General features: G+C 70.1%; 11 protein-coding genes and 1 riboswitch. Of the genes, 1 reads left to right on the top strand and 10 read right to left on the bottom strand.

Features of this window, described 5'->3' with window-relative positions:
- Positions 1-48: 48 nt before the first annotated feature.
- The 10 genes from PGN25_21695 to PGN25_21740 form a co-directional block, all read right to left on the bottom strand.
- Positions 49-615, bottom strand: a complete 567-nt coding sequence (locus tag PGN25_21695; protein MEH3120123.1) for a histidine phosphatase family protein — start codon at positions 613-615, stop codon at positions 49-51.
- Positions 612-1,361, bottom strand: coding sequence for a CbtA family protein (locus PGN25_21700; protein ID MEH3120124.1), 750 nt, complete (start codon positions 1,359-1,361; stop codon positions 612-614). Before PGN25_21700 ends, PGN25_21695 begins: the two co-directional genes overlap by 4 nt.
- 70 nt (positions 1,362-1,431) lie before the next feature.
- Positions 1,432-1,653 carry a CbtB-domain containing protein gene (locus tag PGN25_21705; GenBank protein ID MEH3120125.1) on the bottom strand — a complete coding sequence of 74 codons (222 nt, stop codon included), beginning with the start codon at positions 1,651-1,653 and terminating at the stop codon, positions 1,432-1,434.
- Between the two features lie 56 nt (positions 1,654-1,709).
- Positions 1,710-2,621: a transporter gene (locus tag PGN25_21710; protein MEH3120126.1), complete on the bottom strand. Its 912-nt coding sequence runs from the start codon at positions 2,619-2,621 to the stop codon at positions 1,710-1,712.
- 409 nt (positions 2,622-3,030) lie between these two features.
- Positions 3,031-4,587: an amidase gene (locus tag PGN25_21715; GenBank protein ID MEH3120127.1), complete on the bottom strand. Its 1,557-nt coding sequence runs from the start codon at positions 4,585-4,587 to the stop codon at positions 3,031-3,033.
- Positions 4,588-5,071: 484 nt separating this feature from the next.
- A complete protein-coding gene (locus PGN25_21720; protein MEH3120128.1) occupies positions 5,072-6,058 on the bottom strand; it encodes a DUF808 domain-containing protein in 987 nt (328 codons plus the stop codon).
- A 531-nt stretch (positions 6,059-6,589) separates the two neighbouring features.
- On the bottom strand, positions 6,590-7,621 hold the full coding sequence (locus tag PGN25_21725) for an iron ABC transporter permease (GenBank protein ID MEH3120129.1): 1,032 nt from the start codon (positions 7,619-7,621) through the stop codon (positions 6,590-6,592).
- On the bottom strand, positions 7,618-8,463 hold the full coding sequence (locus tag PGN25_21730; GenBank protein MEH3120130.1) for an ABC transporter substrate-binding protein: 846 nt from the start codon (positions 8,461-8,463) through the stop codon (positions 7,618-7,620). Before PGN25_21730 ends, PGN25_21725 begins: the two co-directional genes overlap by 4 nt.
- 7 nt (positions 8,464-8,470) lie before the next feature.
- The gene (locus tag PGN25_21735; protein ID MEH3120131.1) at positions 8,471-10,438 is read right to left on the bottom strand and encodes a TonB-dependent receptor; all 1,968 of its coding nucleotides are present in this window, start codon (positions 10,436-10,438) and stop codon (positions 8,471-8,473) included.
- A 122-nt stretch (positions 10,439-10,560) separates the two neighbouring features.
- Positions 10,561-10,758: riboswitch (cobalamin riboswitch) on the bottom strand.
- Positions 10,759-10,963: 205 nt separating this feature from the next.
- Positions 10,964-11,986 (bottom strand): AraC family transcriptional regulator ligand-binding domain-containing protein, encoded by a 1,023-nt coding sequence (locus PGN25_21740; GenBank protein ID MEH3120132.1) that lies wholly within the window; start codon positions 11,984-11,986, stop codon positions 10,964-10,966.
- A gap of 223 nt (positions 11,987-12,209) precedes the next feature.
- Between PGN25_21740 and PGN25_21745 the strand changes: the two genes are divergently transcribed.
- Positions 12,210-12,581, top strand: coding sequence for a DUF2267 domain-containing protein (locus PGN25_21745; GenBank protein ID MEH3120133.1), 372 nt, complete (start codon positions 12,210-12,212; stop codon positions 12,579-12,581).
- Positions 12,582-12,593: the final 12 nt, after the last annotated feature.

Genomic DNA, 12,593 nt, shown 5'->3' on the forward strand with positions numbered 1-12,593 from the left:
CACCTCAGGATGAGGGGCGAGATGGGATCACTGCAGTCAAACAGGCTCTCAGTCGAGCCGGCCGAAGGCTCTCACGTTCCAGCGGCGTCCATCGCTCGTCAACTCGGTCCGGCTGAGGGGACGAACATCGAGGCGCGGGAACGACGCCTCGCCGGCATCGAGCGCATGGACGACGGCCGCCCGGACGACGGCCGCGGCGGCGACCACGATCGAGGCGCCTCCGTTTCTCCGGCCGGCGAGCCAACGTCCGACGCGTGCCACCAACTGGCCGATCGGTTCTCCGCCGGGTGGGGTGGCGGTCGCCGGGGACACGACCCAGGCGGCGAGGAGGTCGGGGGCCTCGGATCGAATCTCCTTGATCGTTCGACCTGTCCAGGCCCCGTAATCGAGATCGCGGAGCGCCGGATCCACGACCGCGTCGAGCCGAAGGGCCTCCGCACTCCGGCGCGACGCGCGGTCCGGCCCGGTCCAGGCCCGATCGGAGGCCGGCAGCAGGTTCGCGAGGGCCTCGGCCTCCCTCGCAGCACGCTCATCCAGCGGGTCGTCCTCACCGAACCGCCCGGTGCGGAGGGCGGCGGTCGCACCTCTGCACACGAAGGTGACGACATGGATCATCGCCCCTTCGACCCCCGCGCCGTCGCGCTCTGGCGTCCCCCGGTCAACGCGTCGAACGCGAGGCCGAGCGCCCCCCAGAGAACCGTCTGGACGCCGAGGGCGGCCAGCCGGAAGTCCCACAACAGGGCCGCCGGAAATCCCTCGGGAACCTCGTCGATCGCCGGCATGGCGAGCGCGGCGACCCCGACCAGCACCCCGTAGGACAGGCCGGCGCAGACCGCCGGGCCCCATGCCCCTCGACACGACCCTCGACGCCTGTGCATCCACCCGGATGCCGCGACCGCGAGCGCCATGGCGCCGACGGAGAACGTGACCATCCAGAAGAACAGCGCCGTACGGTGGCCGATCGTGCGGAAATCTCCGACGGAAGGCGGATTGGCGGGGTACTTGAGGCCGGGAACCAAGACGATCGCGACGAAGCCCGCCAGCGCGATCAGCCCGGCGACACCGTGGGCCCCGATCCGCCCCAGCCGGCCGTGCGCGAAGGCGAAGACCAGGGCGAAGCTTCCGCCGAGCGCCGCACCGTAGAGCACGAGCCCGGTGAGGAGACCGATGCCGGCCTGCGTGGCCCGGCTGACGATCGGGGCCTCGCCGCCCTGCGCCGTGCCGGCGGCGCGACCCAGCGTTTCCTCCACGGCGAGCGCCCGGTCGACATAGGGCTCCGCGACCCCCTTCGCGAACGCGAAGGCCAGAAGGGCCGCGACGATGCCCGCGAGCATGCCGCGCAGAAGCAGATCCCTTACCATGCTCGGTGGTGCTGACCCGTGAAGTCGTGCGGAACCGGACCGGAACGCAGGAGGCGCCCCGGGAGAGGGCTCAATGGCAAGGGAAGCCGAGCAGATGGCGCGCGTCGTGCACGAATTCGTGGACGTAGCCGCCTGAGAACAGGGCCGCCGCGCCCTGTTCCGTTCCGAGGAAATAGATCAGGAGGAGGGAGATCAGACCCGTGAAGACCGCCCAGGGCAGCAGTTCCTCGGCCGGGATGCGGACCGGTCCGTCCGTGGACGGGGCGAGGGATGCCGGAGGGGAGCTGGTCATGCGCTTGATCTCCACAGGGTGACGTTCAAAGGACGTACGGTGCCTTTTCAGCGGGCTCACATGACCTTCACCAAGCGAAGCATGGCGCGCAGATCTTCCTTGAAACCACCGCGCACGGTCAGATCGCGCTGCACCTGTCCCAGGATTTGGAAATCGGGCGCCAGGAACTTGCCGACTTCGAAGCGGATCTGCTGCGCCCTCGTCGCGGTACCGGTCGGGATCCCGTTCAGGAATTGCGTGCCGCCCCAGAGCTGCGAGTACCCTGCAGCGATCCGCCACGTCTTGTCGCTCGGCGGGACATAGGACAACCAGCCCTGGAACTGGAAGGTGTTCTTCTGGGTGAGAACGGAGCCGGGCGTCGCGGCCGCATCCTTGTTGTCCCCGTAGAACAGGACTTCACCCGAAAGCTGGGTCAGGAAATCCGGGCCGAGTGCTTGCGCCAAACCGGCCTGAACGTTCGCCCTCCAGCGGTTCTCACCGAGATCGAGCGTGGCGCCGGGCGTGTAACTGCCGAGGGGCACGAAGACATAGGGTGTGATGGCGAAATAAGTGCCGGACTTCTCGCTGTTGATGAGCCAGACGGGGGCGGCCAGAATGGGATCGCCCAATCCTCCCGCCGAGCGGAGGCCTGCGCCGCCGAGGCTGCCGTTGAAGAGCGAGCCGCCCGGAACGAGGATCTGGGGGGCGACCGTGAAGCCGGCGATGTCCATGTACCGGATGACGCGGGCGATCTCGACCAGCGAGTCGAGATGCGTGTCGGTCTTGATGGCGAATCCGTTCTTGTCCTTGAAGCCGTCGCGCGTCGCGAACGTCGTGTAGGACACGAACACGTTCGTCCCCACGGGGAGCGGCACGTAATCCGTCGCATTGAGATCGACCGCGAGAGCGGCCGTGCTCGGGGGGAGCGTGAGCATCGTCGCGAGAGCGAGCGTGCGCCGGAGCTTTCCGAAGAGCGAGAACAAGGCCATCCCCTATCGATTGCCCCCTTGAAGGACGCCCCGACCCCGATCGGCCGGTGCTCGAAATCCGCGCGTCGCGATGCCACGCCGAACGGCGCATGGAGCGGTCCTGCGCGTGCCGACCGTCGCGCCGAACAAGACGGGATCGCTCCCGATCCGTGCCAAACCGATGAATTATGTACCGTTGAATTTTCTACTTGATGCAGACACGAAACCCATCGCCCGAGCTGCGGGACCCTGCACATCCCTCCCGTGCCGACCTTGGATCCTCCTCGATCCCGAAGGCCCTCATGCCAGGCCCGGGCCGGCACGAAGAGGGTTCGGTCACATCGTTTCAAGACGACGAACTGGGTCGGAACGGTAAAAACCAATACATACCGATGAATGATTTGCCATGTTCCGAAAGAGTCGGCCGCAGCTACATCGTCTTCCAGTCGCCGGTTCTTTCGAGGGCCGCCGATGCCGCGACCAATGACGCCTCGTCGAAATGCTTCGCCGTCAGCATGAGGCCGATCGGCAGACCATCGCGAACGCCGCACGGGATGCTGATCGCAGGGTGCCCGGTCACATCGGCCACCACCGTGTTCCTGACGCTGCCGAGCATGTTCGCCACCGTTTCCAGCGGGCCGGCGTCGCGGTCGACCATCTTCGTCGCGCGGCACGGGATCGTCGGGCAGGCGATGACGTCGTAGTTCGCCAGCACCGCGTCGTAGGCCTCGTTCACGAGGTGGCGCTGGTTCTGTGCCCTGCCGTAATAACGGCCATGGTAGAACTTGCGCATGTACTCGCCCTGGAGAAGAACGTTTTTCACCGTGGGCGGCATGTCCTGGGCGCGGGCCTTCAGACCGCGGGCAAGAGCCTCGCTCATCCCGGTATTGTACCAGCCGTGCCAGTTGCTGCCGGCGCCGCAGCCCTTCAGCATGAAGGCCGCGGCGCCCTCGACGGCGATGGCGGACCAGATGTGATAGGCGTCGAGATGCATCGGGATCGACACCTCCTCGACGGTCGCCCCCAGAGAACGGAGGCGATCGAGGGCGGTCTCGACGCACTCATCGGTCTCCGCGTCGGACGACAGCAATCCGATCGACGTGTTGTCCTGACCGAACCCCTCCTTGAGGACGGCGATCCTCATGCCGCGGACGCCGCGCGACAGGGCGGACATGTAATCGGCCTCGAAGCCGGGATCGATGCGTCCCTGCTGGCGCGGATCGAGGGGGTCGTGGCCGGCGATGACCGTCAGGAGCCTCGCGATGCCTTCGGTGCTGCTCGCCATCGGGCCGACATGGTCCATCGTCGCCTCGATCATGGCGCAGCCCGTATAGGGGACCAGGCCGTAGGTCGGCTTCAGGCCGTAGCAGCCCGACCACGCGGACGGCAGGCGGATCGATCCGCCCTGGTCACCGCCGATCGCCATGTCGACCGCGCCCAGGCTGATGAGGACGGCGCACCCGTTCGAGGAGGCACCCGGATTGTGGTCCGGTTTCCAGGGATTGCCGACCGGTCCGGAACTGCAGGTCATGCCGCCGGCGGAGAAGCAGAAATCCTCGCAGTTCGCCTTGCCGGCGATGATCGCGCCCGCGTCCAGCAGACGGGTCACGACCGTCGCGTCGACATCGGGGACGTAACCTTCGAGAACCTTCGAGCCGTTCATCATCGGTACGCCGGCGACGCAGACGCTGTCCTTGATGGCGACCCGCTCCCCTTTCAGGAGCCCCCCCGTCGCGCCTTCGATCTCGCAGCGCCAATACCACCCGTTCAGGGGATTCTCGCCCGCGGACGGCCGCCAGCCGGGGGTGCGCGGATACTTCACCGGCAGCTTGCGTTCGGGCAACGCCTCAAGACGGCGGTAGGACTTGATGGCGCCCGCCATCATTGCCCGATACTCTTCCGCCTCCGCATCGGTGAGCGAGAAGCCGTTTTCCGCCGCGATCGCCTTGATCTGCTCAATCGAAGCCAGTTCGGGTCCTATAGACATCTCTAACCCTGCAAGGATGTGTCCGTGATCCTTCGGACGCGCAGGTCAGGGACCCGCGCCCAGCGCGTTCGATATCTAGCGGCAGCTCGAATTCGATGTCAACGACGATTCAATCATATCATATGAAAATATTGCAATTTCAAACAATGACGGCCTTCATCCCCGAGAGGAGCCTCCCCCCTGCCCGTGCGGATGGGTCTCGACCGCCAGGGCGTGCCGGGAGCCCGCTCGGCGCCAGCCGCACCGCACGCTCGCGGACCTCAGGCGAAAAGGGTGGTTGCCGCCACCATGGACGAACACGCCCGGCTGGACGCAGCGGCACGACGGGCCGGCCGGCCCGTCACCGTCCGGGCCGAGGCGTGGGCGGCGTCCGTCGCCGCCTACTTCGTCGATCCCGTCACCTCCTGGCCGCAAGGCCGGCGCCGGCAGGCGCCGCTTTCCGCCTTGCCGAGGATCGTGCGGCGAAGGGCCGGCGGCCGTCGGATCAGGCTTCCTTGCGCCGCGCCGGAAGAAGCCCCGCCACGGCCTTCCAGGCCGGCGCCAGAATCCTGCCGGCCAGCGGAATCAGCGCGAAGCCGGCGAGCAGCCCGATCACGCCCGCCCCGGTCGCCCTCACGAGCCACGCGACCGCCCCGCCGATTGCCGGCACGGCCCCGCCCGCCGCCGTCGCCGCCGCGTGGATCGCGTGCTCGGGACCGGCGGCTCCGTAGTGCGCGAGGCCGTGGACGATGATGCCGCCGCCGACCCAGACCATGGCGGCCGTCCCGAGCAGGGCGAGCGCTTTCAGAAATCCCGGCATGCCGCGCACGAGCGCGCGGCCGACGAGCGCCGACACGCCGCCGCCCCGTTCGGCGAGGGCCAGACCGACATCGTCGGCTTTCACGATCAGGGCGACCGCGCCGTAGACCGCGACCGTGATGCCGACCGCGACCACCGCCATCACCACGGCACGAGCCCACACCGTGTCGACATCCAGGCTCGACAAGGTGATGGCCATGATCTCCGCCGACAGGATGAAGTCCGTCTTGATGGCGCTCGACACCCGCTGGTCTTCCAGGACCTGCGCATTCGGCGCAGCCGCCTTCGCCTCGCTCCCGCGGTCGGGCTCCGCGTGCGGCGCGATCATCTCGTAGACCTTTTCGGCGCCCTCATAGGCCAGGTACAAGCCGCCGAGCATCAGGAGCGGCGTGATCGCCCAGGGCGCGAAGGCCCCGAGCATCAGAGCGGCCGGAAGCAGGAACACCAGCTTGTTGACCAGCGATCCGCGCGCGATCCGCCAGACGATCGGCAGTTCACGCTCCGGCGAGAAGCCGACGACGTAGCGGGGGGTGACCGCCGCATCGTCGATCACGACACCGGCGGCTTTGGTCCCCGCCTTCGCGGCCTGCGCAGCCACATCGTCCAAAGAGGACGCCGCGACCTTCGTCAGGGCGACGACATCATCGAGAAGGGCCAGCAGACCGACGCTCACAGCAGGTTCCCCCGGTTCCAGTGCCTGACGCCCCCACGGCCTGGAGCCGCTTCCGATCACGTTGCAATCGGGAGCGGCTTCAAGCTCTTGTTTTGACGCGCCCTCTTGCGCCGAACCGGTCTCCGCTTCGGCGCAAGAGGGCTCTAGCCCCTTCGTCTCCGCCGTGGAAGCCGGTGGCGCAGGAGCCGGCTCGGTGGCGGAGAGCGGGCCCCCGTGCCGGTCGAGCGGCATCGGCGCCCGCGGCCTGTGCCCGCGGCGTCCGTCACCCCTCGGCCGGTCGGGACCGGAGCCGGCCAGGGCCTCGCGCAGAAGCGCATCGACCGCCTCGGCCGGGGACGATGGCACCGCTCTCCTCCGCCGAAGTCCCGGGCGAAGTCCCGGACCGCGCCCAGGGCAGGATGTAGGGGGTTCCGTCCGCGGCCCGGCCGCGCTCCAGGGCGAGCCCGATATCCGCCAGGATCGTCCGGCCATCCCGCGTCACCCGGACGTCGTGCGCGGCAAGGCCCATGACGGGGAGGCTGACGGGGAGGCTCATGCCCGCCTCCCGCGGTTTCCCAGGAGCAGCACGATCAGGAAGGGCGCGCCGACGAGCGCGGTCACCACCCCGAGCTTGAGTTCGGGCCGGGTGGCGAGCCCGCGCACGCCGATATCCGCCGCGAGAACCAGAACCGCACCGCCGAGCCCGCTCGGCAACAGGCCGGCCCCGGGACGGGCCCCGACGAGGGGTCGCATGAGATGCGGCACCACGAGGCCGACGAAGCCGATGGCGCCGGAGACCGCCACCCCGCTGCCGACCGCGAGCGCCGCACCGGTGACGAGGCGCAGCCGCACCGAGACGAGCCCGACCCCGAGGCTCGCGGCGGTGTCCTCGCCGAGCGTGAGGGCGTCGAGGGCGGAGCCCGTGGACAGCATCAGGCCCCATCCGATCGCCATCAGCGGCAGGCAGAGGAGGACGTGGTCCATGCTGCGGTCGCTGAGCGAGCCCATCAGCCAGAACACGATTTCCAGCGCCGCGTAGGGGTTGGGCGACAGGTTGAGCGCCAGCGCGGTCAGGGCGCCGGCGAGACTCGACAGGCCGACGCCGGCCAGGATCAGCCCCAGCGTGCTGCCGCCGCGGGCGGCCAGGAGGTTGAGGAGGAACGCCGCGACCGCCGCCCCGGCGATGCCGCCGAGCGGCAGGGCGAGGCTCACCGAGGCGGCGAGGCCGCCGTAGAAGACGACGACGGCGCCCAGAGCCGCCGCCGAGGAGAGGCCGAGGATGCCGGGGTCGGCGAGCGGGTTGCGCAGGTAGCCCTGCATCGCCGCGCCGGTCAGGCCGAGGCTGAACCCGACGAGGCCGCCGAGAAGCGCCCGCGGGATGCGCAGCTCCCACAGCACCAGGGCCGGCAGCGTGGTCCGGCCCGCGGCGAGGTCCGCGAAGGCGGCCCCTACGTCGAAGGGCGCGTAGCCGATGGCGACCGAGGCGAGCGTCAGGACGAGGACGGCCAAGCCGAGAAGGGCGATGACGGCTCGACGGGCACCCGGCGTACCGGGGCGGACGAGGCTCGTGACAGGCGCGCTCATGGCCGTGCCGCCCGCGCGTTCGCCGCCTCGGCCAAGCGTGCAACGACCTCGGCGACCTGGGGTCCTGGGCAGGTCCAGAAGCGGTTCGGGATAGCGACCGTCCGATGCTCCCGCGCCAGCGCTCGGAAGACGGGGTGGTGCAGGAGCGTGTCGGCGAGCGAGGGCATGCCCGGCGCAGCCTCATCGACCACGATCAGGTCGGCATTCGCGAGCGCCGCGGTTTCGAGCGGCACCTGCCCGAAGCGGTCGCGACCGATCTCGGCCGCCACGTTGACGAGGCCCGCGGCGCGGATGAGCGCGTCGCCGAGGCCGCCGGGCACGACCGTGAAGGCGTTCGGCCGCAGGACCAGGGCCCGCAAGGGACGGGTGGCCGGCCGGATGGACGCGAGCCTGGCGTCGAGTTCCGCGACCATCGCCTCGCCGCGCTCCGGATGGCCCACGGCCGCCGCGACCTGCCGAACTTGCGCACGCACGCCGTCGAGGTCGGCCGGCACGCCGAGTTCGAGCACCGGGGAACCGACGCGCCTGAGCATGCCGACGGTCGCGCGGGTGGTGAAGGCGCCCGCGACGACGAGGTCCGGCCGGAGCGCGACGATCTCCTCCGTGAGGCCGCGCGTGACGGCTAAGCCGGCGGCCTTCTCCGCGACCGTCGAGCCGCGCGGGTCACGGGCGAGGCCGGTGACCGCCAGGACCTGCGCGCGGTCGGCCAGCCGCAGGACGAGTTCGTCCGCGCACAGGTTCATCGAGACCACGCGGACCGGCGTCCCCGCCGAGTCGGCGGCACGGGCCGCGGGCATGGCGGCCAGGACGGCCGAGAGAACGGTCACGGCCCGCGACGGCATCGTCACCTCAGAACGTGGTCAGGCGCACGCCGCCGTAGACGGCAAGGCCCGGTCCCAGAAAGCCCGTCGGGTTCTGGTAGCGCTGGTCGAACAGGTTATCGATGCGCGCGAACAAAGTCGTCGTCTCCGACCATGCGTAGTTGGCCGAGAGGTTGACCAGGGTGAAGCCCGGGTTCCTCAGCCGCGTGACCGAAAAATCCCGATTCCCGTCGACGAAGGCGCCGACGGCGATCAGGGTGCCGGTGAGCGTCAGGCTCGGCAGCGGCGTCCAGAGGCCGGTGAGGCTGACCTTGTGGCGGGGGCGCCGCAGCAGCTCCTGGCCCGCGACCTCGTCCTTGGTCACCGTGTTGGTGTAGTCGGCCCGGGCGCCGAGGGTGTCGGTGAACCTGACCGAGACGAAGCTCTCCGCGCCGTAGGCCACGGCGCGGCCGAGGTTCACGTTGGTCGCGTAGGTCGGGAAGGAGGCCGTCTGGATCAGGTTGCGGAAGTCGGTCTCGAAATAGGTCGCGCCGACGAGCACGCGGTCGCCGAGCGGCTGTTCGAAGCCGGCGTCGAAGCCGAAGCTCTCCTCCGGCCGCAGGTTCGGGTTCCCGAAGAAGCGGAAGTCCGGATAGTCTTGGTAGAGTTGGCTCAGGGTCGGCGGCTTGAACCCGGTGCCGACACTGCCCTTCAGGCGCGTCTCGGTGCCCGGCAGGATGGTGCTCTGCGCGACCCGGAAGGTGGTGGCGCCGCCGAACTGGTCGTTCGCGTCGTGGCGGATGTTGGCGACGAGGAAGACGCGGTCGGTGAGGGCGGATTGAAGCTCGGCGAAGCCGCCGGTGTTGCCGTTCGCGCGGTTCAGGCCGGTCGTCTCGATGCGCTCGTCCTCGCGTTGCGCCCCGAACAGCAGGAGGCTGCCCGGCGCGAGCTGCGCGTCGCCGCGGTAGTCGAAGCGGCTGCGCTCGCCGAGAGAGGTCGTCGGCGTCGGAGGCGACAACGGGTCGAGGGGACCGGCGCTCAGGCGGTCGAAGGCGGCGTAGTTCGCCCCGAAGACGTTGTGGACGCCCGGGACCGGCGTCCACTCGGCCTCGCCGCGCATGAGGAGCTGCCGCTGGTCGTTGAGGTTTCGGTATGGCAGCGGCCGGTAGGGGAAGCCACCGTCCGCCTGGTCGAGATAGGCGCTGTCGGAGAAGCGCAGCACGGTGTTGAGGCGGACGGTGTCGGTGAGCTGCGCGCCGAGCTTGGTCGAGACGGTCTTGATGTCGGTGAAGGCGGTCCGGAGCGGAACGCCGACCGGCAGGAGCTCGAAGGGCGTCACCGGCAGCGCGGCCTGGCGCAGGTGCTGGACGCCGACCGAGTAGTCGAGGATGCCCTCCGAGCCGGAGATGCGGCCGCCCTGCTTGGCGGTGCCGTAGGAGCCGCCCTCGACGAAGGCGGCAGCCCGGGCCGGACCCTCACCACGCTTGGTCACGAAGGCGACGACGCCGCCGATGGCGTCCGCGCCGTAGAGGCCGCTCTGGGGGCCGCGCAAAACCTCGATGCGGGAGAGGTCCTCGGTCAGGAGCTGGCTGAAGTCGAAGGCGCGGTTCGGGGTCGAGGGGTCGTTGACGTCGATGCCGTCGATCTGGACCTTCACGTGGTTCGAGTTGGTGCCGCGGAGGAAGACCGAGGTCTGGCCGCCGGCACCGCCGGTGCGGACCACGTTGAGGCCGGGCACCTGCTGCAGGGCGTCCGGCACGGTGCGGATCTGCTGGGCCTGGAGCAGGTCCGAGGTCAGCACGGTCACGCTGGACCCGGTCTGTGTAACCGGCGTCGGCACCCCGGTGGCCGAGACCGAGATCTCGGCGAGCGAGACGGCGGCCTCGCCGCCGCGCGGCATGTCCGCGAAGGGCGCAGCAACCTGCTGGGCGTGGGCCAGGGCCGAGGCGAGCAGGGCCGGACCGGCGCAGGAAAGCGCCAGCACGCTCCGGAGAGCGGAACGAAGGAGATGGGGCACGGGAGACGGGCCTCGGGCAACGGCAGTGGCACGTCACCGCGAACGAGGCCTCGGGTCACCGCCTCCTCGCAGGGATGGCGGGCCTTCGACACCCGCCGGGACACCCCGCCCGACGCGTTTCGCGTGTGACCACGACTGACGGCAGGTCTCCTGGCTCGCGGGTCGCTGCCCTCTCACCGTCTTCCCGGGCGAGGCTGCCCAGTGACATGGTGGCGGAAGGCTCGCCGCTTACAGTTGCGGGGGCAGCCGCGGCATCGGGCAAAAGCCCTCACCGCGTTCCCTTTTGATCCCCGAGGGGAACCGTCGCAGCTTGGCTATTCGGCCTGGAGAGGGGCTGTCAACCCGCTCGGGGCCGAAGCGCGGCGAGCCGGGCACCGGCCCGGCCCGGGCCAAGCGTTCCAGGGCCCGGTTCTTCCGCTGCCGGTCGAGCTGGATCCCGGAACGGGGTGCCGGACGGCATCGCAGGCGAAGAGGTTCCCGATCCACCGGCCCGATCCACCGGAATGCGTCGGGGCGGAGCCTCGTTCATCGCCGGTCGGCCCTGCGGAACGCGTAGGGGCTCGTGCCGAACCGGGTCTTGAAGGCGCGCGAGAACGCCGCCGTCTCCGCGTAGCCGAGCCGGGCCGCGATCTCGCCGATCGGCCGCCGGCTCTCTCTCAGGAGGGTCTGCGCGAGGGCGAAGCGCTCGCCGTCCCTCAGGCCGCGGAACGAGAGGCCGCGCTCCGCCAGCGCCCGCTGCAGGCCGCGCCGCGACCGGTCGAGCCGCCGCGCCACCGCCTCGATGTCGCTCGTACCGAGGGCGAAACCGTCGCGCAGCGCCATCCGGACATCGGTCTCCAGGGCGCAGGCGGACGGGCCGTGCCGGTCGAGCAGAACCTGGGCGTAGGTCGAGAGCAGCGCGTGCAGCCGGATATCCACGCCGGTGCGCTCCGCATCGAGTTCGTCGCGACGCAGTTCGATCGCGTTGACGGGGCTGTCGAACCCGACGGGACAGCCCAGGCCCGAACGGTAGCGCTCCGGCCGCGGGGGTTCCGGCATGGCGCACAGCACCCGCACCGGCCGCCAGCGCTGTCCGCGATGCGCCTGCAGCATCCGGACGAAGAAGCCGTTGCCGTGGCCCGTGAACTGGGCCGAGGGACCGACATCCGTGACGATCGACCAGAGGAGCGCCGGCGGATCGCGGTGTTCCGCCAGCGTGAGGTGAATGCCGCCCACCAGCGTCGGCAGGGTGCGGGCGAGATCCCGGATCGCATCCCGGAAGCGCCGGGCGTTCAGCACGAGGTAGCCGGGGATGCCCGAGCGCTCGGCACGGGTCATGGTCCCGAGTCCGAGGCCGAAACACGGGTCGCCCGACATCTGAGCCGCCACCTCGAAGTAGCGGACATAGGTGGCGAGCGAGGTGCAGGGGCCGGGCCGGTCGATCGCCTCCGGCGACAGGCCGAGCGAGCGGAACACCGAAGCGGCACCGCCGGGCAGGTGCCGGACCGCCCGATCGAACCCGGACCATGCCATGCCGTCCACCAGCGCTTCGTCAACCTGCGGGGTCATCTCGGATTCCGTCGGGGAGCCGGCATGGATTATCAAAATCCTGGCACCGGATGGCAATCCTTTGCCCGCCCAACGTGCAATGCTGCCTGCCATCGAGTGGGCTGCGGACCGCTCCGAGCCGGTTGGGCGCCCGCGTCGCGGCGGAGGCCAGGCCGACGACGCCGGTTTTGATCGCCGCCATACTTCCAAGAAACGGCACGAAACAGCGAACGGGAGGCAAGAGGTGGAAGAACTGACGACGCGCGTGATGGCGGCGACCGGGCTCGACACGGCCACGGCCCGGAAGGCGATCGGGATCATCCTGACCTTCCTGCGCAAGGAAGGGCCCGCCCCGGAAGTCGAGCGTCTCGTCGCCGCGATCCCGGGCAGCGCCGCGGTCATGGACGCGCCGGCCGGCGGCGGCCTGCTGGGCCGGCTCAGCGGCATGATGGGCGGCGTGATGGGGCTCGGCCAGAAGCTCATGGCGGCCGGCGTGTCGATGAATCAGATGCACCCGCTCGGCCGGGAGCTGTTCGCCTACGGCCGCGAGCGGGCCGGGGAGGACGTGATCGGCCCGATCGTGGGCTCGGTCCCGGGCCTCGGCCAGTTCGTCTGAGCGCACGAGCTG

Source organism: Methylorubrum populi (assembly GCA_036946625.1).
GTDB lineage: Bacteria > Pseudomonadota > Alphaproteobacteria > Rhizobiales > Beijerinckiaceae > Methylobacterium > Methylobacterium populi_C.

Coding starts and splice junctions, on each gene's coding strand:
- PGN25_21695 (MEH3120123.1), bottom strand. CDS start 615: ATGATCCATGTCGTCACCTTCGTGTGCAGAGGTGCGACCGCCGCCCTC.
- PGN25_21700 (MEH3120124.1), bottom strand. CDS start 1,361: ATGGTAAGGGATCTGCTTCTGCGCGGCATGCTCGCGGGCATCGTCGCG.
- PGN25_21705 (MEH3120125.1), bottom strand. CDS start 1,653: ATGACCAGCTCCCCTCCGGCATCCCTCGCCCCGTCCACGGACGGACCG.
- PGN25_21710 (MEH3120126.1), bottom strand. CDS start 2,621: ATGGCCTTGTTCTCGCTCTTCGGAAAGCTCCGGCGCACGCTCGCTCTC.
- PGN25_21715 (MEH3120127.1), bottom strand. CDS start 4,587: ATGTCTATAGGACCCGAACTGGCTTCGATTGAGCAGATCAAGGCGATC.
- PGN25_21725 (MEH3120129.1), bottom strand. CDS start 7,621: ATGAGCGCGCCTGTCACGAGCCTCGTCCGCCCCGGTACGCCGGGTGCC.
- PGN25_21730 (MEH3120130.1), bottom strand. CDS start 8,463: ATGCCGTCGCGGGCCGTGACCGTTCTCTCGGCCGTCCTGGCCGCCATG.
- PGN25_21740 (MEH3120132.1), bottom strand. CDS start 11,986: ATGACCCCGCAGGTTGACGAAGCGCTGGTGGACGGCATGGCATGGTCC.